At 49.3% G+C, this 23,698-nt stretch carries 12 protein-coding genes; all 12 read left to right on the top strand.

Features of this window, described 5'->3' with window-relative positions:
* The first annotated feature begins 11 nt into the window (after window positions 1–11).
* The 12 genes from JFN88_RS03380 to JFN88_RS03435 all read left to right on the top strand — a co-directional run bounded on the left by JFN88_RS03380 (window position 12) and on the right by JFN88_RS03435 (window position 23,167).
* Window positions 12–7,136: a non-ribosomal peptide synthetase gene (locus JFN88_RS03380; RefSeq protein WP_233167378.1), complete on the top strand. Its 7,125-nt coding sequence runs from the start codon at window positions 12–14 to the stop codon at window positions 7,134–7,136.
* A gap of 81 nt (window positions 7,137–7,217) precedes the next feature.
* Complete coding sequence (locus JFN88_RS03385) at window positions 7,218–11,513, top strand: type I polyketide synthase (RefSeq protein WP_438943382.1); 4,296 nt, start codon at window positions 7,218–7,220, stop codon at window positions 11,511–11,513.
* A 13-nt stretch (window positions 11,514–11,526) separates the two neighbouring features.
* Window positions 11,527–12,036: a GNAT family N-acetyltransferase gene (locus JFN88_RS03390; RefSeq protein WP_199017892.1), complete on the top strand. Its 510-nt coding sequence runs from the start codon at window positions 11,527–11,529 to the stop codon at window positions 12,034–12,036.
* Between the two features lie 25 nt (window positions 12,037–12,061).
* Window positions 12,062–16,081, top strand: a complete 4,020-nt coding sequence (locus JFN88_RS03395; protein WP_233167379.1) for a non-ribosomal peptide synthetase — start codon at window positions 12,062–12,064, stop codon at window positions 16,079–16,081.
* An 11-nt stretch (window positions 16,082–16,092) separates the two neighbouring features.
* The gene (locus JFN88_RS03400) at window positions 16,093–16,620 is read left to right on the top strand and encodes a sterol desaturase family protein (RefSeq protein WP_233167380.1); all 528 of its coding nucleotides are present in this window, start codon (window positions 16,093–16,095) and stop codon (window positions 16,618–16,620) included.
* Between the two features lie 25 nt (window positions 16,621–16,645).
* Window positions 16,646–17,866: an LLM class flavin-dependent oxidoreductase gene (locus tag JFN88_RS03405; RefSeq protein ID WP_199017893.1), complete on the top strand. Its 1,221-nt coding sequence runs from the start codon at window positions 16,646–16,648 to the stop codon at window positions 17,864–17,866.
* Between the two features lie 52 nt (window positions 17,867–17,918).
* Window positions 17,919–19,199: an MFS transporter gene (locus JFN88_RS03410; RefSeq protein ID WP_199017894.1), complete on the top strand. Its 1,281-nt coding sequence runs from the start codon at window positions 17,919–17,921 to the stop codon at window positions 19,197–19,199.
* A 34-nt stretch (window positions 19,200–19,233) separates the two neighbouring features.
* Window positions 19,234–19,908 carry an MBL fold metallo-hydrolase gene (locus JFN88_RS03415; protein ID WP_199017895.1) on the top strand — a complete coding sequence of 225 codons (675 nt, stop codon included), beginning with the start codon at window positions 19,234–19,236 and terminating at the stop codon, window positions 19,906–19,908.
* Between the two features lie 225 nt (window positions 19,909–20,133).
* The gene (gene rpiA / locus JFN88_RS03420; RefSeq protein WP_199017945.1) at window positions 20,134–20,808 is read left to right on the top strand and encodes a ribose-5-phosphate isomerase RpiA; all 675 of its coding nucleotides are present in this window, start codon (window positions 20,134–20,136) and stop codon (window positions 20,806–20,808) included.
* 104 nt (window positions 20,809–20,912) lie between these two features.
* Window positions 20,913–21,383: a GNAT family N-acetyltransferase gene (locus tag JFN88_RS03425; RefSeq protein ID WP_199017896.1), complete on the top strand. Its 471-nt coding sequence runs from the start codon at window positions 20,913–20,915 to the stop codon at window positions 21,381–21,383.
* Window positions 21,384–21,407: 24 nt separating this feature from the next.
* Complete coding sequence (locus JFN88_RS03430; protein WP_199017897.1) at window positions 21,408–21,941, top strand: DUF1697 domain-containing protein; 534 nt, start codon at window positions 21,408–21,410, stop codon at window positions 21,939–21,941.
* A gap of 341 nt (window positions 21,942–22,282) precedes the next feature.
* Complete coding sequence (locus tag JFN88_RS03435; protein WP_199017898.1) at window positions 22,283–23,167, top strand: GIY-YIG nuclease family protein; 885 nt, start codon at window positions 22,283–22,285, stop codon at window positions 23,165–23,167.
* Window positions 23,168–23,698 lie beyond the last annotated feature (531 nt).

Raw genomic sequence — 23,698 nt, forward strand, 5'->3', positions numbered from 1 at the left:
TGGCGAAATATATGCCGGACGGGACAATCGTGTACCTGGGGCGGATGGATCACCAGGTGAAAATCCGGGGCTACCGGATCGAACTGGGCGAGATCGAAGCGGCGCTGCGGGATTGCGAGCAAGTCAAGGATGCCGTTGTGCTGGCCAGGGAAGATCATCCGGGCGACAAGCGGCTGGTGGCGTATGTGGTCCCGGAGGCGGAAGCGCAATCGGAGGAGCAGCAACAGGAGCAGCGCCCGAAGGAACAGCAACCAGAGGAACAACGCCTCGGGGAACAGCAGTTCATGTGGCGGGAGGAACTGAGCCGGAAGCTGCCGGAGTATATGGTGCCGTGGACATTCGTGGTGCTGGAGGAATTGCCGTTGTCTCCGAACGGGAAGGTGGACCGCAAGGCACTTCCGGCCCCTGATGCGGCAACGGGCAGACAAGAGCGGCCTTATGTGTCTCCGCGCAATGACGCGGAGACATCGCTTGCGCAGATCTGGGCAGAGGTGCTGCAAGTAGAGCGGGTGGGTATCCATGACAACTTCTTTGAACGGGGAGGGCATTCGCTATCGGCGATGAGCCTGCTGAGCAAGATGAACAAAGCGCTGGCATGGAACGTCTCGCTAAGCCGGTTCTTTGCCAATCCTTCCATTGCTGCCCTGGATGCGGAACTTATAGGGAAGGAGCCGTTGGCGTCCATACCAAAAGCAGCAACGAGACCTTTCTACCCGCTGTCTCCGGCGCAAAGACGCTTGTTCGTTCTACACGAAATGGATCCTGATTCTACGGTATACAACATGCCTGTTGTATTGGAATTTGCCGGAACTCCTGATATGTTCCGTCTCCAGTCCGCGTTCATGCAACTAATCAGACGTCATGAAAGCTTGCGCACCTCATTTGCTTTGGTAGAGGGAGAACCTGTACAGCGGGTGGAGGATGAAGTCGAATTCAGTGTAGAGGTCTTGGAAGAAGCAACGGAAGCACAGGCTGCGCAGCGAATTGCGGAATGGATTCGTCCATTCAATCTGTCTCAGGCTCCGCTGCTGCGAGTCTTCGTCATACAGTTGGACAACGGGAATAGCCGCATTTTGTTCGACATGCATCATATCGTGTCCGATGGGGTTTCAATCGCGCTGTTGACCAAGGAATTTATGCGCCTTTATTCAGGGGAGACATTGCCGGAGCTTGAGATTCAGTATAAGGACTACGCGATATGGTATCTGGAGCAGTTGCAGGGAGATGAGGTGAAGGCCAGTGAGGCCTACTGGCTAGATCAGTTCCAGGGTAAAATTCCACTGCTGATGCTGCATACCGATTTACCGCGTCCTTCGACCTTGAATTTCCTTGGCGACCGGCTGAGCTTTGAAGTGGATTCGGCTGTAACATCCGGCCTGCGCCAATTAGCGGAAGAGACCGGAGGCACGCTATATATGGTTCTGCTGGCTGCCTATCACATACTCCTTTCCAAGTATTCCGGTCAGAATGATATTATTGTCGGGACAGCGGGAGCCGGGCGAAATCATTCAGACACCGAAGGAATAATCGGCATGTTTGTCAATACACTGGCGATTCGAAATCGGCTGCAGGGAGAAATCAGTGTATTGGAACTTGTGCAAAAAGTGAAGGCCAATGTGCTCCAAGCGTTGGAGCATGCCGCTTATCCTTTTGAAGAGCTGGTCAGACAGCTCGATGTGCAGCGCGATTTAAGCCGCAACCCGTTATTTGATGTCATGTTTGTCATGCAGAACATGGCTTCGGAACAACTCCAGTTGGACGGAGTTCAGCTGTCGTCTCACTTGATAGATCATGCCATAGCCAAGTTCGATCTGACATTGGAAGCGACAGAGACGAAGACGGGCTTAAGTTTGCATCTGGAATACAACACTTCTTTATTTGCAGCCCGGACGGCAGAACAGATGGCCGCACATTTTACACGGCTGCTGGATGCAATGGCGCGTTTTCCTTCGCAAGCGCTGCGCGATCTTGAACTCTTAACCGCAGAGGACAAAGATAAGCAACTGAGCATATTCAACAATACGGCGGCTGATTATCCACAGCATGCAACCATCCATCGCTTGTTTGAGGAACAAGTGAAGCGTGCTCCTGATGCCGTGGCGATTGTCTATGGGGAACAGTTCTTGACGTATGCCCAGCTTAATCGCCAAGCAAACCAGTTGGCTCGCAGGCTGATAAACGATGGACTGCAGGCGGAAGGTCTGGTAGGCATGATGATTGAGCATTCGCTTGAAGTGATCATCGGGATGCTAGGCATACTGAAGGCGGGAGGCGTGTATGTTCCGATTAATTCGGCTGATTCGCAGGAGCGGATAGAGGACAGGATAGCCGAGAGCGGTATCAAGCTCCTATTAACAAAAGACGACGGTGCAAGCCGGATATCCTTCGATGGCCGCCAGATTAATTTGTCAGCTTTAGAGTCTGCTGGAGAGTCTTATGAGGAAGGAACGACCGATCTGGAGCTTGGCATTGCCACGAACCATTTGGCCTATGTCATGTATACATCCGGTTCTACGGGCAAGCCCAAAGGGGTACTGATTGAGCATAAAAGCATCGCCAATTTATCGCTTTTGTTGAACAAAAGGCTTGCTATTTCCACAGAAGACCGGACGCTGCTGGTCGCAGGCAACGCCTCCTATACATCGGTATGGGAAACAATCATAGCATTACTCAGCGGAGCCCGGCTTTATATTGCTGACCAGGATACGGCAAATCATGCAGAGAAACTGGCTCAATACATTCAAGAAAATCAGATTACGGTCGCAACGCTGCCGCCTTCTACCTTGCTTAAGCTGGGCAATGGTCTTCATACTTTGCAAAAAATCATCTCAACCGGAGCGGCATTGCCTGATGAGACATGCCGCGCGCTAGGCCCGCAAATTGAAATTATAAATATGTATGGTTCTGCGGAAGTTGCCATTTGTGCCGCCTTGGGGGTATTTCAGCAGGAGCAAAGCCACTTGCAGCCGACCGTTCCAATTGGGACGCCTGTTTTCAATACAAGGGTCTATATATTGGATGCTGATCTTCGGCTCGTGCCTCAAGGCGTTGCCGGAGAACTATGCATTGCCGGAGACGGGCTTGCGCGCGGCTATCTGAACAGGCCGCAGCTCACAGCCGAAAAGTTCGTCGCTCTCCCGTTTGCTCCCAATGAACGGATCTATCGGACGGGTGATTTGGCGCGCTGGCTCCCGGATGGCAGGCTAGAATATATTGGCCGAATGGAGCAGCAGCTTGGCCGTCGGGGTCTTGAACTGGAAACTGGCAAGATCGAAAGCATGTTATTACGGCATGAACAGGTCCATGAAGCTGTTGTTATCGTGCGTGAAGATCAACCGGGCCAAACGTATTTATGCGCTTATGTGACGGGAAGCCCGGAGTTGAGGGGCGCTGGCTTGCGCGATTACCTGATTGCCAATCTGCCTAACTATACCGTACCGTCCTACATCGTGAGCATGAAGCAACTGCCGTATTCGGCAGCCGGAAAAGTAGACCGCACAGCGTTGCCCAAACCGGATGCAAGCGCCGGGCGGGTGAAGGGCTATGTCGCTCCCCGCAATGAAACCGAAAAGCGGCTGGCGGATTTATGGCAAGATATCCTGGGTGTCAAGCCGGTGGGAGTACATGATAACTTCTTTGAATTAGGAGGGCATTCCCTGACTGCGACACGGGCTATTTCCCGGATCAGGAGCATGCTGAACGCAGATTTTCCGCTGCGGCTGATGTTCGAAAATCCGACGGTTGCCAAGTTGGCAGCTGCAACATCCAGCTTTGTGCCAGGCCAAGACGCGAAAGGCAATGTCATAGCTTCAGGTAAGGAGACATCCGAAATTCCAAAAGTGCAGCGTGAGCATGGCGTGCCCCTTTCCTTTGCGCAGCAGAGACTGTGGTTTTTGGATCGGCTGCAGCCGGGCAACTCGGCTTATAATATTTACTCCGCTGTCAAGATGAACGGACAACTGCAGCCTGAGCTACTGAGGTATTGTCTGAATCAATTGGCGCAGCGGCATGAGACGCTGCGGACAACGTTCAGGGAAAAGCCTGAGCCTGTTCAATGGATAGCTCCCTCTATCGATTTGCAGCTTCCTATCATCGACCTGCGCCTAATGGAGGCTGGCAGCCGCGCAGCTGAAATGGAGAGATTGGCGCTGGAAGAAGCGGCACGGGCGTTTGACTTGGAAAGCGGTCCTTTATTATCGGCAGTCTTGCTGCGAATGGATGAGACAGAGTATGTTCTGCTGATTACCATGCATCATATCATCTCCGACGGGTGGTCAATCGGGGTGTTGATAAGGGAGCTTGGAGAATTGTACGCCGCCAGTCTGAACGGGGCGCCAGCAGCACTGCCGGAGCTGACCATTCAATATGCGGACTATACAGTGTGGCAGAACAGCAAGCTGAGCGGGGAAGGGTTGAATCGCCAGAAGACGTATTGGATGAAGCAACTGGGAGGCGACCTGCCGGTATTGGAGCTTCCTGCTGACTATCCGCGACCGGAATTGCAGACCTTCCGTGGCGGACGCCACATACAGCGCGTGGCAGAGAGTGTGACCACACAGCTTAAACAAGTAAGCAAGCAGGAAAATGTGACGCTGTTTATGACGCTGTTGTCAGCATTCAGCATGCTCCTTCACCGTCTTACACTACAAGAAGATTTGATCATCGGTACTCCTATTGCGGGGCGGAACCGCACAGAAACCGAACCGCTGATTGGCTGCTTTCTCAATACGCTGGCGCTCCGGGTTGATTTGGCTGGAAATCCATCCTTTGAGCAATTGCTTCAGCACACCCGTACGGTCTGCCTGGATGCCTATGCACATCAGGATGTGCCTTTTGAAAAGTTGGTGGAATGGCTGCAGCCGGAGCGCAGCTTGAGTCGCAATCCAATCTTCGATGTGATGATTAACTATGTGAATACCGGAAGCCTCGAGGCACAACTGCCGGGAATCGAAATTACTCCCATTGAGATTGGCGAGCCGCAATCCAAGTTTGCGCTGACCCTCTATATTTACGATAAAGAAGAGGGCTTGGAGCTGGAATTCATCTATCAAAAAGACCTATACAGCGGAGAAAGAATGGAAGAGTTCGCCCGCCAGTATGCAAGGCTGCTGGACCAGATCGGTATCAATAGCTCTGCGGCCATCAATTCGTATTCCTTGCTGACAACGGAAAGCCAAAGCTTGATGCCGGACCCTGCAGCAGTGTTGGAAGAGCCTCTGTATCCTTCTGTTTTGGAAATGTTCAGGGCGATAGTAGATCGAAGCCCTGATGCAGAGGCGGTTGTTCATCGGGGAGATAGAAGGACTTATCTGGAGTTGGGGAGCGCGGTAAATGCGATCGCCGTTCGCGGGCTGTCGGCAGGACTGGTTCCAGGAGAAGTTGTTGCCGTCTTCGGACCGCGAAGTTACGGACTGATTGCCGGAATGTTGGGCGTATTGTCCGCAGGCGGCGTCCTGTTGACTATCGACCCGAGTATGCTGGAAGACCGAATTCGCCTAATCGTCGCAGCATCAGGAGCCAAACGTCTTCTCTATGCGGGAAGCCGCCGAATGGAAGATGAGTGGCTGATTACAGATATAGACTGGGCCGATGTGCTGCTCGTCGATGAAGCCTTGGCATCTGCGCCAGAAGTTGCCGCCAGTAACGGGGCGACAGATCTGGCCCGGTTGCCGAGGTTATCGCCTGATGATCCGGCCTATGTATTCTTTACATCCGGGACGACGGGCGTGCCTAAAGGCGTGCTTGGCCGACATAAAGGCTTGTCGCATTTCCTCTGTTGGCAACGTGAGGAATTTGGCATCGGGCCGGGAGATCGTGGAGCGCAGTTGACAGGGTTGTCATTCGATGTTGTTCTCCGTGATGTGCTGCTCCCACTAACCAGCGGAGCAACGGTCTGTTTGCCGAATGAGGAGAGCGATTTGTCTGCCGCACAGATTCTACCGTGGATGGAGGGTGAGAAAATTACGTATCTGCATACCGTTCCTGCATTAGCTCAGTCATGGCTTGGAACCGGTCTGAAAAACGTCTCCCTGGCTTCGTTGAGATATATTTTCTTTGCAGGAGAACCACTTTCCGGAGCATTGATCACCTCGTGGCGCTCGGATTTTGGACACAATGCAATACTGGTTAACCTCTATGGTCCGACAGAAACAACGCTGGCCAAGTGCTTTTACCGGGTCCCGGATTCGGAAAGGCTGCCTTCTGTTCAGCCGATTGGCCGACCCTTGCCGCATGCTCAAGTTCTGCTGCTGAACGCCAACGGGCAGCAATGTGGAATCGGCGAAACCGGAGAAATTGTCATTCGCACCCCTTTCCGAACTTTGGGCTATATACAGCCTGAGGAAGGAAGCGTCCGTTTCGCTGCAAATCCCTTTACCAATAACGTGCAGGATGTGGTGTATTACACTGGGGATCTGGGTCATTATCGTCCTGATGGAATCTTGAATATAGCTGGCAGGCGTGACGATCAAATCAAGATTCGGGGCATGCGGGTGGAATTAGGCGAAATTCGGTCGGTACTGTCCGGGCATCCGCTGATAAAAGATGTAATTGTAATTGCAAGCTCGGTGGTAGGGGGAGCCAAGCGGCTGGCCGCTTACTTCGTCTCTCAAAACGATACGATGGATGTGGCGGAGCTGCGAGCCTATGCCAAAGGCAAAATGCCGGGATTTATGGTGCCGGGAGCCTTCATCAGACTGGAGCACATTCCGCTTACGCCTAACGGGAAGATAGACCGCCGCAGGCTTCCCGATCCGACTGCCGCATTTGCAGAGACAGTTGCTTTTGCATACGCGCCTCCGGAGACGGCGCTGGAGAAGACCATAGGAAAAGTGTGGTCGAAGCTATTGGGAATTAGCCAGGTTGGCATACATGATAACTTTTTTGACCTTGGGGGCCATTCATTGCTGCTTTTACAGGCCAAAACGATGCTGACTGAAGTGTTAGGGCGGGATATCCCCGTAGTAGATCTGTTCCAGTATCCAACGGTGTCTTCTCTTGCCAAGTACCTGAATAGCGGCGGCGAAGGTTCTGTCCTGGTGACGGAAACTCACCGCGAAAGGGCGAACATGCGTCAGAAAGCGCTGGAGATGCGCCGGACGCAGCGGATGAAGACCCACAACAAAATAAGTGAATAGAGGTATGCGCCCATGTATTCAAGAAACGGATCGGAAATTGCGATTGTTGGCATGAACTGTCGTTTTCCAGGAGCTTCTAATGTGGAGGAGTTTTGGAATAACTTGGTGCAAGGCAAGGAGAGCATCACTTTTTTTGACGATGGTGAGCTGGAGCTGGCCGGCATAGACCCGGCTTTATTGCAGAAGAAAAATTATGTAAAAGCGGGCGCCGTCCTGGACAATATAGACCAGTTTGACGCATCATTTTTCGGGTTCACCCCACGGGAAGCGGAAATTTTGGACCCCCAGCACCGCTTGTTTCTGGAAAGCGGATGGGAGGCTCTTGAGCTGGCGGGTTATGCGCCTGAGAAGTACGAAGGACGAATCGGGGTATATGCCGGGGTGTTTACCAGCTCTTACCTGTTCAATTTGTACACCACTCCAGGATTGGTGGAATCTGTAGGCGAGCTTTCTGTGCGTCACGGCAATGAGAAGGACTATCTGGCAACCCGGATGTCTTACAAATTCAATTTAAAAGGCCCGAGTGTAAGTGTGCAGACTTCTTGCTCCACTTCACTTGTTGCGGTGCATCTCGCCGTTCAGAATTTGCTCGGCGGCGAATGCGACATGGCGCTGGCCGGAGGCGTGTCCATTAGCGCACAGCAAAAGACGGGCTACTTGTACCAGGAAGGAGATGTGTTGACCCCGGATGGCCATTGCCGCCCGTTCGACGCCAAGGCAGGCGGAACGATCTTCGGCAATGGCGTAGGCGTGGTGGTGTTAAAACGTCTTGATGATGCAATCGAAGAGGGAGATACCATATACGCGGTTATTAAAGGGAGCGCCATAAATAACGACGGATCAGACAAAGTCAGCTTCATCGCCCCAAGTGTCAACGGACAAGCGGAGGTCATTGCGGATGCCCTGGCGATGGCTGATGTGAAGCCGAGTACGATCGGCATGATTGAAGCGCATGGCACAGGCACCATATTGGGCGATCCGATTGAAATAGCGGCATTGACCAAGGTCTACCGTGCAGAAACGGATCAAAAAAATTATTGCGCTGTTGGTTCTGTCAAGTCCAATGTCGGCCATTTGGGCGCTGCATCAGGAGTGGCCGGTCTGATCAAGGCCGCACTCTCCCTGAAACATAAAATCATTCCGCCTAGCCTGCACTTTGAAACGCCGAATCCCAGCATTGATTTTGCCAACAGTCCATTCTTTGTGAACACAGAGACAAGGGAGTGGAAGGAGCCTGGCGAGATTCCACGCCGCGCCGGCGTAAGCAGCTTCGGTATGGGCGGCACCAATGCCCATGTTGTATTGGAGGAATGTGTTGAATACAGGGAGCAGCCATCCATCCACCCCAAGACCGAGCAGCTGCTGGTTCTCTCCGCGCTTACGGATCAGGCGCTGGATCAGGCGGCAGAGCGTTTGCAAGGCTATCTGGAAAGTCAGCCCGATGCTCCGCTCGCAGATATTGCCTTTACTTTGCAGGCAGGACGGCGCGAGTTCCCGCATCGCACGATGCTGGTTGCCCGTACAAGTCAGGAAGCGCTTGAAAAATTGAACAATCAGGAGAACCGCAAGCTGTGGAAAGGGCAGGCTGCAACCGGACGCCGGATTGCCTTCGTTTTTCCCGGACAAGGTTCCCAATATGTGGGCATGGCGCAAGAACTTTATGAGAAGGAACAAATTTTCCGCGAAACATTGGACAGTTGTTCCGCGGCTCTGCAACCTTTGCTTGGGTTGGATTTGCGAACACTCCTTTTTCACCCGTCAAAATCAGAGGCGGCAAGCGAGCAATTGCAGCAAACGGCTATGGCGCAGCCAAGTCTATTCGCCATTGAATATTCTCTTGCCAAGCAGCTGGAAGCCTGGGGGATTGAACCGTCCTATATGCTTGGTCACAGCATAGGAGAATATGCGGCGGCCTGCCTTGCCGGAGTATTTTCCCTTGAAGATGCCTTGCGGATCGTTGCTGCGCGGGGACGCCTCATGCAAAGAATGCCTGCGGGCGGCATGTTGTCTGTACCGTTAACTGAAGCACAGGCCAAGGAACGGTTAATCGGCAGTTTGTCGATAGCAGCGGTCAATGCTCCTGAACTTACGATAGTAGCCGGACCTGTCCATGAGATCGAAGAGGTGCGCGGGCAACTCGCTGCCGAAGGCATTTCTACCCAGTTGCTGCATACGTCACATGCTTTTCATTCCGCGATGATGGACCCGATCCTGGATGAATTTTTTGAAGAGCTGTCCCGGATTGATATGAAAGCTCCAACGATTCCGTATCTATCCAATCTGACTGGCAAGTGGATTCAGCCCGAAGAAGCTGTAGACCCGCAATATTGGACAAGGCATCTGAGGGAAACGGTGCGATTTTCAGACGGCGTCCAAATTCTGCTGGACAATCCGGACATCCTTATCGTTGAAGTCGGTCCCGGACATACGCTGAGCGGGCTCATCAAGAAGCACGGACAATCAGATAGAGAGCCAATTGCTGTCCCGCTCATTCGCCATCCGAAGGACCGTCAGTCCGATCGCCTGGTTTTGTTGCAGGGCGTGGGACGGTTATGGCTGGAAGGAGCAAGTGTGAATTGGAGTGGCCTGCATGGCGGAAGCAAGCCGGGCCGGATTCCGCTCGTGACGTATCCCTTTCAGCGTGAAAGCTACTGGATAGAGCGCAAATCGGCAAGCCTGGCTTCCACTCAAGCTTCGGTTGTCCCGGATTCCGGACATGTGTATGCCCCGGTTTGGAAGCGGACTGCCGCCTTAGCCCCGACATCGGAGCTGCAACACGACGCCGTATGGCTGCTCACCGGCGATGTATACAGCGATGTAAGCCGTCTATTGTCTGACAGTCTGAGACAGCGCGGCGTTCGAGTGCTGTTGGCGGAAGAGGCAAAGCCTGCAGAAGCTTTACGGCAGGCAAGCGAAATTCCGGCTCGCATTGTCGTCATTGCGGATGGCAGCACAGGAGCGGCTGAACTTGAGGAGCTTGCGGCGGAGCTTGGTCGTCGTACAGAAGCAAACCTTGCTTCGGTTAGTGTGGTGTCGGTTGGCGCGTTGAACATTGCGGGCAGAGATTATCTTTGGCCGCAAGGTGGAGTGCTGCTGGCAGTCGCCAAAGATATAGAGGAACAGAATCCGGCCTTTGGTTTTACCCGGCTGGATATCTTCCTTGAGAACCCTCATGCGGCCTGGGCAGGCCGGGCAGCGCTGCATTGGGCAGACGAATTATTATCCGGCCAGCGTGAAGAGGCGGATGTCGCCTACCGGGGAGTGCATCGATACGTATTCTCCCTGGAGGCTTTGCCGGCTGCAAGCGGCTCGGATCGCAACGATGCGAGCGGCAAGGAAGGGACCCTATTGTTTGCCGGAGCGCCTGATGAATTCAGGCTTAAAGCAGCAGAAGCTCTGATCGGACAAGGGTACAAGAATTTTGCCTTCCTTGCTCCGGCAGATAGCCTGAACGAGGGAGCCATATTGCAGGATGGTGTTCAAAGGGCTGAAGCAGAGCTGATCCAGCAATTAAGGGATCAAGGAATTCAGTTGCACATCTATGAAGGAAAGTCTGCTTTGGCCGGGGATATACTGTCCCGGTTGGGTGAAGAAGGACAACGCTTCACGGCCATCAATGGTTTGTTGATTGGGCCGGGTTCGGCAGCGGAGGCGGAAGCGGAGTTGCGTGCTTTGGCGCCGTGGCTGGAAGAACATACCCCGGAGTTTGTCCTTTGTATAAGTGAGCGTATAGCTGAACTGGAAGCTCAGGAAAATCAGGCTGTGCGTGCTGTGTCTCCGCGACAGGCAGAAGCGGCTCTCGCTTCGCTGGCCGAACAGTTGGAGCGGCAGCTTGGCATTACGGTTTTGATTACCCGGCTGGTCAATAAGGAATGGACCGTGCAGCAGCAGGGAAAAGCGGTATCGGATGTAGTGACAGGGTTTCTCGCCCGGACGGTACTTGCAGCCCGCGAATCGTATGCGGCAGATTCTCCATTCGTCTATCCGATTGCTGATCAGGAAGCGTCCCTTGACCGTCTGGAAGCAGCGGCGACGAGGACGCCGGCTAATGGCGAATCTCGGGGTATCAAGGAGGAAGTCACAGCTATCTGGGAAGACTTGTTTGGCATTCAACCGATTGCTCCAGATGATGATTTCTTTGGACTTGGAGGCAATTCGATGCTGGCGATTCAGCTTATGACTCGGGTCCGCAATCAGTACGATATTGAATTGCAGTTGGAGAACATGTTTGATGATCCGACGGTCAACGGCCTTTCCAAGCAAATTGCCGAAGCATTGGGGCAAGGGGAAGAAGATGAAATGGAATCTCTGCTCAAGGAGCTTGAGGGACAGTCTTGGGAGGACATAGAGAAGGAACTTGAAAAACTAAACTCTTAAAGGTGGGCTAGCTATGATTGCAAAGCTACAATTGGAAGAAGTAACCCAAGTAGACCCGGTTCTTTTGGAACAATTGAGCGAGCTGTTGGTTGATGTTGTAGAGGAGGGGGCATCGATAGGTTTCTTGCCTCCTTTAAGCAAGGAGAGTGCAAGAGACTATTGGGAGGGAGTGTTGGAGGACGGGGTTATTCTATGGATCGCCAAGGAAGGAGACCGTGTAGGTGGAACGGTGCAGTTGCACTTGTCGCAAAAGGCTAACGGGACTCACAGAGCGGAAGTTGCCAAACTGATGGTCCACCCCCTTCAACGTCAGAAAGGGATTGGAAAGGCGCTAATGACGACTTTGGAGGACAAAGCCAAATCAGAGGGAAGGAGCCTTCTGATACTGGATACCCGGTTAGGCGATCCGTCCAACATTGTATACCGGTCGCTGGGCTACGTGGAAGCCGGATCTATCCCGCGGTTTGCCAAGTCAGCCAATGGAGATTTGGATGCGACGCTGTTTTTTTACAAAGAGATTTAATTCTTTTTGAGGAAGGATGTAGGAGATGATAAATCAGGAGATCGTAATGGAACGTGTATCCCGCAATCAATCTTTGCCTCTTTCGGTTGAGCAGTACCGGCTATGGTTCCTCAGCCAATTGGACCCTGACAGTATTCATTTCAATATTAATATGGCTTTCCGTATTCAAGGCTCGTTGCAGGAGGAATTGTTCGAGAGGAGCCTGAATGAGTTAGTTTGCCGTCATGAATCATTGCGCACCGTTTTTCATGTCAGAGACCAGGAGCCGGAGCAGGTAATTCTCGATCAGGTATATATTCCGATTGCGCAGACCGACCTTAGCCATTTGCCTGCAGAAGAGCGGGAACTGCGCGCTATTGATCTGATGAATGAAGAAATCCAGCAGCCGTTCTCTTTGGAAGCAGGGCCGCTGTTGCGCGCAAGAATATACAGATTAGCTGCGGAAGAACGGATCTTGTTGTTTACCATTCATCATATTATTGCGGACTTCAGTTCACTGGTCAAAATCATTCAGGAGTTGGGTGTGTTTTATACGGCTTTTATCAATGAAAAGGCTCCTGAACTGCCGCTGCTTCCCCTCCAGTTTGCAGATTATACGTACTGGCAGAAAGTGAAGATGCAAGGCGCTTCCTATGACAAGCAACTCCATTATTGGCGGGAGAAATTAGGCGGAGAGCTGCCTGTGTTGAGAATGCCTGTAGACCGTCCGCATTCTCCTGTCATGACTCACAATGGAGCAAGATTGCGTATTACGATCTCCCCGGAACTTACGGCCGAATTAAAGGCATTGAGCCGGAAGAGCGGCGTCACGCTCTTTAATACGCTGCTGGCAGCGTATCAAACGCTGTTGTACCGCTACACGGGACAAAATGATATTTGTATCGGAACATCCATCAGCACGCGCAATAAACCAGAACTGCAAGATATGATCGGCATGCTGGTCAATAATCTGGTTTTAAGAGTGAACCTGGCAGGAGAGCCTACATTTGCCGAAGTATTGAAGCTCGCACGCAAGACCGCTTTCGGAGCATTTGCCCATCAGGATATTCCCTATGAAAAGCTGATAGACGAGTTGCAGTCAGACCGGGATAGGAGCCGCAACCCCTTCTTTCAAACCATGCTCACCCATCTTCATGCGCCACCGTCCGATGTTCAATCGCTCCCTGGCGTAACCATCAAGCGTTTTGAATTCAACAAGAAGCCGAGTGCGTTGGAGCTGTCCTTCACGATTACCGAAAATCAAGATGTTCTGGAAGCGGTCATGGATTACAATACGGACTTGTTTAACGGGGATACCATCGAGCGGATGCTCGGACATTTTCAGCATTTGCTGCAGGAGGTTGTGCTTGATCCCCATCGCAGCATCCTTGAACTGCCAATAATATCAGAAGCGGAAAGCCAGCAGATTCTATACAACTGGAGCGGGAAAAGCAGAACAAGGCCTCTGCCTGAAGCCAGTGTCCACGATCTGTTCACCCGGCAAGCCTCACGTACACCGGAGGCTGTAGCGATTCGCTTTAAAAATCAACAGTACACTTATCGGGAGCTGGATGAGCGATCCAATCAGGTAGCCCATTACCTGATCAAAAAGGGGCTTGTACGCAACCAATTGGTCGGAATTTGCCTGGATCGTTCACTGGAATTGATAGTTGGATTGCTCGGGATTTTAAAAGCCGGAGGGGCTTATATCCCTCTTGATCCCTCCTATCCGCAGGAACGTTTAACCTATATGCTGCAGAATGCTCAAGCTCCTATCCTGATTACAACGGGTGAACGGAAAACAAGATTTGAAGGTGAATCCTGCTCTGTCATCGCATTGGATGAGGAATGGAAGTCCATTGCCCAGGAACCGTACACCGTGCCAGAAGGCAAAGCCAATCCCAATGATCTGATATATGTGATCTATACCTCGGGTTCTACGGGTACGCCAAAGGGAGTCATGGTGTCACACCAAGGCGTGGTCAACCATTGCTTTAATATAATAGACCGTTTCCAACTTACGCCTCGGGATCGTGTACTGCAATTTACGTCCATCAGCTTTGATGTGGCGGTTCAGGAAATTTTCCCGACTCTGCTGGCAGGATCGACACTCGTGCTGTGGAAAGACAAATATCTCTCTGAGGGCGGGGAGTTTTTGGCCTGGATTCAACAAGAGGAAATTTCGGTGCTCAATTTAACGACAGCCCACTGGAGCAATCTCGTATCAGACCTGAAATACGAGCGGGCGGAACTGCCCTCCAGTCTTAAATTGGTTATTGTAGGCGGGGAAAAGGTCTCTTATGAAACATTTCTCACCTGGAGGAGACTGACAGCAGGCCAGGTAAGATGGATAAACGATTATGGTCTGACAGAGACAACCATTACGGCGACGATGTTTGAGCCGGATATCAAATGGCAAGTGGACAAAGTCATACCTGTCGGGCAACCGCTTAATAACGTAGAGATTTATATTTTGAATCATAGACTGGAGTTGGTGCCTACAGGTGTTTTCGGCGAACTGTATATTGGCGGCGCCGGATTGGCCCTCGGTTACTTGGGACAACCGAATTTGAGCCGGAATCGCTTTATACAGCATCCATTCTCTGATGATCCGAATGCCAAGGTGTTCAAAACGGGGGATTTGGCGAGGTTTTTACCGGATGGAAATGTGGAATTCCTCGGTCGTCTGGATCATCAGGTCAAGGTGAGGGGGTATCGCATTGAAATTGGCGAGATTGAAGTACAATTGCAGCAATATGGCAAGCTTGCCCAGTCAGTGGTAGTGCCGCGGACAGCAGCCAACGGGGAGGTGCGGCTTGCCGCATACGTCGTGTTAGGCGATTCCAATGCCCGAATTGAAGAGTTAAAGAGCTTTCTAAAGAGCAGGCTGCCCGATTATATGGTTCCTTCCCATTATGTGGTGCTGGATCAGATTCCGCTTACTGTGAATGGGAAAGTGGATACGGCTGCACTTCCGAAGCCAGAACTGCTCGCTTCGAAAGATAAGGAATATCTGGCGCCGCGCACAACATCGGAAGCAACGGCGGTAGATATATGGCGCAATCTTCTGGAGAATCCCGCTGTGGGAGTGTTGGATAACTTCTTTGAAGTTGGAGGCAACTCGCTGCTCGCTACCCAGGTTGTGTCGCAAGCGAAAGCCCGGTTTGGCTGCGATATTCCATTGCGTTATTTATTTGAATATCCGGTTCTTGCCGATTGGGCAGCGCAAATTGATGGGATCAAACTGGCGCTGCATGCGCAGCCGGAATCAGAGCCGTGCATGGTCAAAATTCAACAAAAAGGGGAAAAGAATCCGCTATTCTTTTTTCACCCGGTCGGAGGAAGCATCACCTGTTATTTCACGCTCACCCGGCAGTTAGGGGAAGATCAGCCCTTCTATGCCTTCCAATCGCACAAGATGGTCAATTCCAGCTTGACTCCGGAAACGATTGAAGAGATGGCGAATGCCTATCTCCAGGAAATTTTAGCATTCCGTCCAGAGGGGCCTTATCGGTTAGGCGGGTGGTCAATGGGAGGATTTATTGCATACGAAGTAGCCAGAAAGCTGAAAGAAGCTGGACAAGAAGTCATTCAACTGGCCTTGATTGACAGCTACTTGTCCAAAACGACAGATGCCTCCGAGGAAACGGTTTTGTACCACTTCATTAAACAATTGGCTGCTGTTCCAGGATATACGATTTCGGACTCGATCCTGCTGTCGTGGAAGGCTATAGGGCTGGATCGGGATTCGCTGTACCGCGAGCTTCAGGCATTGGACTTGCTCCCGCCTGGAACTACCTCCGAGGAGGTTAGCCGCTTGTTCGACGTGTATATGAATACGGTGCAGGCGTTCCAGAAATATAACCCGGGGCCGCGGGAGAAGCTGGACATCGCGCATGTACAACTTTTTCGTGCGGAAGATTCTCATGAACAAGAAGGGGAATGGAGCCGCCTGGTCACGAATCTCTCCCTTCATCAAGTCAAAGCCGATCATTTCTCCATTGTGCACAATGCGGAAGTAGGAAGATGGATTGATATTCAAAAAAATCTATTGCCAATCGTATAGGAGGAATAGCGTTGTTAGTTTTCATAACTAAGCTGGTTGTGTATTTCCTTTTATGGACCTTGTACTCTTATACCATGCATGTACTTGCGCACATTACGCACAAAAAGAACTTTCTTCATAAAATTCATATGGCCCACCATAAATATGATTACGGCGAGTCGAAATGGCCTCCCCTGCATGATTTTTTCTTTTGGTTCGGGGGATGGAAGGAGACGCTGGACGTCTGGCTCACGTTCACCCTTCCTATCGTAGTTCTCATCTTCTTCGACCCCGTGTACGGTATCATTCTCTTTGTTTTCCATTACATCTATGAGATCTTCCTGTCCCGGAATGTACTCGATCATAACCCTAACATCAAGGGAAAGTTCACGAGTATCATCCCGGTAGGCGTATTTCATCTCAAGCATCATAAGCTTTACAAATGCAATTATTCATTCTTTATCTCCTTGTGGGACTATCTGTTCCGCACGAATGATAAACATATCACGAACAAAATAAAACAGCGGCGCAGTGAGAAGAACTATAACGCTTCGCAATAAAATATTTGAGAATGGTGGGAGCCTGATGAATGATTTGGAAAAAAAGCTCGCTGCGCTATCCCCTGAACAACGTGTGCTGCTGGAGAAACGGTTAAAACAAAAAGGGGGTGCAGCGGCGGATACCATTGCAAAAAACCAGGGAACCGTTGGAATTTCGGAGAGTTTGAAGAAAAAGGGGATGAAATTTTCTCTCATCTTTTTTTCCGGGGATGGTTCTACAGATAGTGTGGATAAGTACCGGCTATTAATGGAGAGTGTCAAATTTGGCGACCGGAACGGATTTCAAGCCGTTTGGACGCCAGAGCGCCATTTTCAAGCGGTAGGAGGATTATATCCCAACCCGTCCATTCTGAGTGCGGCATTGGCTACGATAACGGACCGAATTCAACTGAGGGCTGGCAGTGTCGTATTGCCGTTGCATCATCCTTTGCGCGTAGCTGAAGAGTGGTCCGTTGTCGACAACCTGTCCCGGGGACGGGCAGCAATTTCCATTGCAACGGGCTGGCATCCCGCAGACTTCATTCTAAATCCCGGAAACTATGATAACCGCAAAGAAGTAATGTTTGAGCATTTGGAGCTGATCCAAAAACTGTGGCGCGGGGAATCGGTGCCGTATAAGGATATTTCCGGACAAGAGGTAGAGGTCAACATATTGCCCAAGCCGGTTCAGCCTGAACTTCCTGTCTTCCTTACAGCCTCCGGCAGTCCTGCTACCTGGAGCAAGGCGGGGGAGATGGGTTTCCATGTACTTTGCTCGCTTGCTACTCATTCGCTGGATATGCTGAAGGACCGGATTCAACTTTACCGGGAAAAACGTAAGGAGTACGGACATGACCCGGACAGCGGGGTAGTATCGGTCATGCTGCACACTTATGTAGGCGAGGACGATAATGAGGTCAAAGAAATGGTCCGTGCTCCTTTACGCGATTACTTGAATACCTTCTTGGGGCAATACGAAACTTTAAACCCTTTTCAGGATGATAATTCCCAAGTGCGCGATGTATTGGATAACAGCAGGGATTCGCTGATTACCTTTGCATTTGAGAAGTATTTTCAGATCAGCTCGTTAATGGGCTCCAAGCCCAAATGCGCTGCCATGATCGAACGCCTTCACAAGCTTGGTGTGGATGAAGTCTCCTGTTTGCTTGATTTTGGGCTTGAATTTGATCAAGTAATGGAAGGGCTGAAGCATTTAAATCAATTAAGGGAAATGTTTGTGCCTGCACAGGAGGAAGTCTCTGTATAATCCTTCTTCCTATGCAGGAGTATGGAGTTATTTAGAAATAGTAGAGGATGAGATGATGAACGTACAGCGAGAGGAAATACGAATTCGGCAACGGCGGGGCATATGGGCAAACAGGGATTTTCTGAAATTTTGGACAGGGCAATCTCTCTCCATGGTTGGCTCACAAATTACACTGATGGCTCTCCCATTAATCGCTGCAATTACATTGAACGCCACCCCGTTTCAAATGGGGGTGTTGCATGCTGTTGAATATGCGCCTTTTCTTCTATTCGGGTTGCTGGCCGGGGTTTGGGTGGACCGCTGGCCCAAAAAAATCTTGCTTGTCATTTCTGATTTTGGACGCGCGGCTCTCCTGATCACGATTCCGCTCCTTGCATGGTTTGATTCGCTGAACATTTTTTACGTCTGCCTGATTTCGTTTTTGACCGGCATTCTGACGACTTTTTATTCCATTGCCTATCAATCAGCTCTTCCTTATATGCTCAAAAACAATGAATTGATAGACGGGAATGCCAAAATGGAATTTAGCCGGTCTGTTGCCGGAGTATCCGGGCCTGGATTTGCCGGGGTGATGGTACAATGGATGACAGGGGCATTTTCCATTATTTTAAACTCGATTTCATTTTTAATATCAGGCTTCCTGACCAGTACGATTACAGTCAATGAACCGGAACAAAGAAAGGATAGGCAGTCCAGGTTAAGTGTGTGGGAAGACATGGGGAAAGGTCTTTCGCTTGTTTTTACCAGCCGTTATCTTCGCTCTATCGCTGCCTGTTCCGCTACTTTTAATTTTTTCTATAATATGATTCAGGCTGTCCTTATTTTGTACGCGACAAGAGTGCTGGAGTTCAGCCCTGTTACGATCGGACTTGTCATGACGTTGGGCTCCATAGGGGCAGTTCTAAGTGCCATATTAAGCAACAGGCTAGTAGGCAAGTTTGGTTTCGGGCCAGTCATTACGGGATCAGCGTTCTGCCAAGGCATCGGCTTTTTGTTTCTTATTGGGGCTACCGGAAGTAAAGGGGTCGCTTTTGGCATGATGTTTGCCTCCATGTTTATTGTTTCTTTCGCGACTACGGTGTACAACATTGCCCAGCTTAGCTTTCGGCAGTCTATCACAGAACCCGAGATGCTTGGACGGATGAATGCTACGATGAGATTTGTCGTATGGGGGGTTATCCCCATAGGGGCTTTGACGGGTGGTGCACTCGGAACCTGGATCGGCTTGTATATGACAATTATTGTGGCCATAATAGGCGGTATTCTCTCGTTCTTATGGGTGTTCTGGTCGCCTGTGCGTTCTGTGACGGCGGGAAAAGTGCATATGGAGTGAAGTCCAATCTGGATTTATAAGGGGAAACAGTCCCATGCATACCTATCAAGTTGAAGCCATAAGAGTCTGCTATCAACATTACATTAATTATAGTTACCTGATTATTGACCGGACAACCCGAATGGCGGCTGTCGTTGATCCGGCTTGGGAATTGAACGCTATTCTAGAAGCTTTAACCCGGCATGAGGCGATATTAACAACCATACTCCTCACTCATTCTCATAAAGATCATGTGAACCTGGTAGGCCCTCTTTACAACTTATATCAACCCCGGGTGTATATGATGAGGAAGGAAATTGATTATTATCAGTATACCTGCCCCTCCCTGTACGGACTGGAAGATATGGACCGCGTTCATATAGGAGAAACAACCGTAACCAGTCTGCTGACACCGGGACATACGGCAGGAGGGGGCTGTTACTTGCTTTCGGACAGTCTATTTAGCGGGGATACCCTATTTATTGAAGGATGCGGCATGTGCAGTTCAAAAGGGAGCGACCCGGTGGAATTGTTTCATAGTGTGAAGAGGATTCGGAGCCTGGTCCATCCCGATGTCAAGGTCTATCCTGGACATTCATACGGGGAACTGCCGGGACAGCCGATGAGTTACTTGCACGAAAACAACGCATATTTCCAAATTGAGTCGCTGGAGAATTTTATATTTTTTCGGATGAGGAAAAATCAAAGAGATTTGTTGCGTTTTCGTTAACTGCATCTATATTTGATTTCAAGATGAAACGACGCTATGCCTGCGATGACGGCATAGCGTCGTTTTACTTTACAACTGCGCCGTATTATCCGAGCAATCCTGGCAATGGCAATAACGAAGGGGACGGAACGGTATTCAACATGTTCTATGAATCGTCAACTGAGTTATAATGAAGAAAAGAAGGCGCAAGGCGAGACTGGCGACATCAATGAGGAGGATCACGATATGCTTGCCAAGAAGATTGCTGCGGAAGCAGCAGTGGAATTTGTTCAGAGTGGAATGACTGTAGGTTTGGGGACCGGATCTACGGCTTATTACGCCATTCACAAGATTGCCGAACGGGTAAAGGAAGGATTGCATATCCGTACAGTTGCAAGCTCCAGGCAATCTGAGGAACTGGCGCTTCAACTCGGCATACCTGTTGTCCCATTGTCCGGTATTCAGGAAATTGATGTATCGATAGATGGAGCGGATGAAGTCGATGCAAATTATAATTTGATCAAGGGCGGCGGCGGCGCGCTGCTGAGAGAGAAGATATTGGCTGCGCACAGCAAGCAGTTTGTCGTCATTGCAGATGAGAGCAAGCAGGTGGATCGATTGGGCAAGTTCCCGCTTCCGGTGGAAATCGTACCCTTTGCATTCAATTTGACTCTATTGAAGCTAAAGGCGCTTGGCTGTGAGCCTGTCGTTCGGATCGCGGACGGCAACACTTTTATTTCGGATAACGGCAATTACATTGTGGATTGTGCATTCGGTACAATCGAGGACCCGGCGGCGCTGGAGCAGCAGATCAATGCGATTCCGGGCGTGGTGGAGAATGGACTTTTTACCGGAATGGCCAGTGCGGTCATTATCGGGTATGAAGATGGAACGACACGGAGAACGGACATTACGCGATAAGCGACTTACTATGCTGCTGTCATAGCGGCTTGTTTAGGCGGATATGAAACTTACTTAGGTGGATATGCAACTCTAATCGGATATGGCAACCCTAAAGAGAAGGGATGGAGAGGAATTTGCTGCCTGTTGAAATTCAAGATGTTCCAACGAACCACCCGGAGTTGGCGCCGCTCATCACCCAGTTGGATCGTTATTTATTTGAATTGTATCCGCCTGAGGAAGTATTTATTATAGACGAGGAAAAGGCCATCAAAAATGAAATGCAATTCATTATTGCGTATATTGATAATCTGGCTGTTGGCTGTGGAGCCATTATGAGGCTGGATGACAAGTATGCTGAACTGAAGCGTTTTTTTGTTGATCCTTCAGTGAGGAACAGAGGCCTTGCCAGAACATTGCTGAGCGAGTTGGAGCGGAGAGCGCGGGACAAGCAGTTCGATTATTTGCGGCTGGAAACAGGGGCGAAGCAAGTCGAAGCCGTGCGTTTTTACATCAAGCATGAATTTTATGAGATTCCGAAGTTTGGAGAATATGTGGATTGTCCTTCGAGCTTGTGCTATGAAAAGAAGTTGTAATGAATAGATCGGGAGGGTCTGCAAATGCCCATTCAAATTGCGCTGTTGAAAGGAATTAATGTCGGCGGCAAAAATAAAATCAAAATGGCCGAGTTGAAGCAGCAGATGGAACAGCAAGGCTTTCGCAACGTACACACTTATATTAATAGCGGCAATGTCCTGTTCCAGTCCGATGAGCCGGAATCACTGCTGGGCGAACGGATTGAGCAACTGATCGCTGACGGATTCGGTCTCTCAATCAAAGTTATGGTTCGGACCTCCGGGGAACTTGAGGCGATTATTCACGAATCCCCATACCGGACCAAAGCGGCTCCCGACGGCAAAAATGTATATATCGGGTTACTCGAGGAAGCGCCTTCTCAGGGAGCTATCCAAAAGCTCGAAGTGTACAAGTTTGAAGACGAGTTCAAGGTATGCGGGCGGGAACTGCATATATTGCTGAACAACGGAGCCGCTGATTCGAAGCTTGCGAACAATGTCCAAAAGCTCAGTCCCAACCTGACCTTGCGCAATTGGAATACGATGAGCAAGCTCGTTATATTGGCGAAGTCGATTTAGTTGTAATTAAATGCAGGACGGAAGTTTGAATTAAAAGTTATATGTACCTGTTATTGGTGGGATGTTCGCGTAAATCAATTTTTTAGATGCTTCTGCCAAAGGATTTGGGGGAGGCTTTTTGTTTGGAAGTAAAAGAATACCGTTCGTCATATTTTTCCATTCCATTGTATAATAAGAGCATTATCTATAGGTACAATTTGAGTCTCGGTTTGTTCGTTTATTTAATTGTATTCTGTAGATTGACGAACTTCGTCAATATTACGTTAGATGAAACCCTCTGACATACATATTCTTTAAAGTTACAGGGAGTTAAGAATTTTTCAAATCACGGAGGTTTTTTGATGAGAGGTAAATCAATCAAGTTATATATTATGGGAGAAAATTATAAAAACTTAAAAACTGCAGAACTTAGCAATTGGACAGGTAAGGCATATATTGGAAATAGAAAACATGTTCAATTGCTACAAAATATCGAAGAATTATGTTCTCCCGGTATTTATTTGTTAATTTCTGAACTTGAAGAATCCTACCAAAAGAAAATATATATTGGAGAAGCCGATGAAGTAAATGGAAGAATATCTGAGCAGTTTAAGAAAAAGGATTGGTGGAGCGACTTTGTTGTATTTATTAGCAAAGACGCTAATTTAACAAAGTCGCATGTCAGATACCTTGAGAGAGTACTTTATGAAATTGCATATAAAAATAAAACTACAATTGAGATGACTAATGGGAACACACCGCCAGGTTCCAAACTACCAGTTTCTGAATGCGATGACATGGATGATTTTAATGATAATGTTATATTTTTATTGAGGAATTTAGGCATTTTAGACTTTACTAAAACTCAATTTTCCGATGTAAATAACAGAAATCAAGAAAGTAACATTTTTTATTTAAACGTATCGGGAGCTAAAGGTGAAGCAACTAAAGAAGCCAAGCTTATTATCATTGAGGGGACGTATAGGCTCCTAAGCAATTCTTATGTTCGAAAAGATAATGTTAGTAGTTTTGCTAGCCATAACTACTCAAAATTAAGAAAACAACTTGAAGAGGATGGATATTTTGAGCCCTCAGAAAGTGAGAGTTTTTTTAAATTGTGTAAGGATATTGACTTTAAATCTCCCTCGGCAGCAGCGGCTATTGTAAGAAACAGTTCAATGAATGGTAGAAAAGAGTGGAAGTTAAAAAGCGGAATAAGTCTAGATGAATATGAAAATAGGTTGTAATTAATTTGCATAAAATATAAAATTTCAGCTTTTTGGGTGGAGAGAGATCATCTAACACCATACTATGCGAACTATTTTTTGACCCTTTAGAAGTGGACGAAACCTTTGTTCAGCAAGGATTCTCCCTGTTATTCACTTTGCTTTTGTTGCTTTGATTTCGCATAACTTTGATTTTCTCAGCTTAGATATACGAATCAGACGACCGCGGGTTATACGCAGAAAAAGAAATACGAACCTGATTTTTACGTAATATAAGAAGCTATTTCTAAGCTGGTTATTGGACTATACCATGAGATTGCTGCCAGCAAGCATCCTGAGTTGAGGAATGTAGCACAGTAATGTCTAGATATCTGGGATTTGATGTTTGAGAAGCAAATCGGACCTGTTAGAAGGTTGAGTAGAGAGAGGATGGAAAGATAAGCGAGAAGATTTACATGGGAGTATCACCATTTTAGGTAACACTAAGTATCCTGTATTTCCTGATATTTTGTAACGAGGAAATCCTTGCTATACAAGGGGTTCTAAGAATTT

The sequence above is a fragment of the Paenibacillus roseus genome, assembly GCF_016424485.1.
Taxonomy (GTDB): domain Bacteria; phylum Bacillota; class Bacilli; order Paenibacillales; family Paenibacillaceae; genus Paenibacillus_D; species Paenibacillus_D roseus.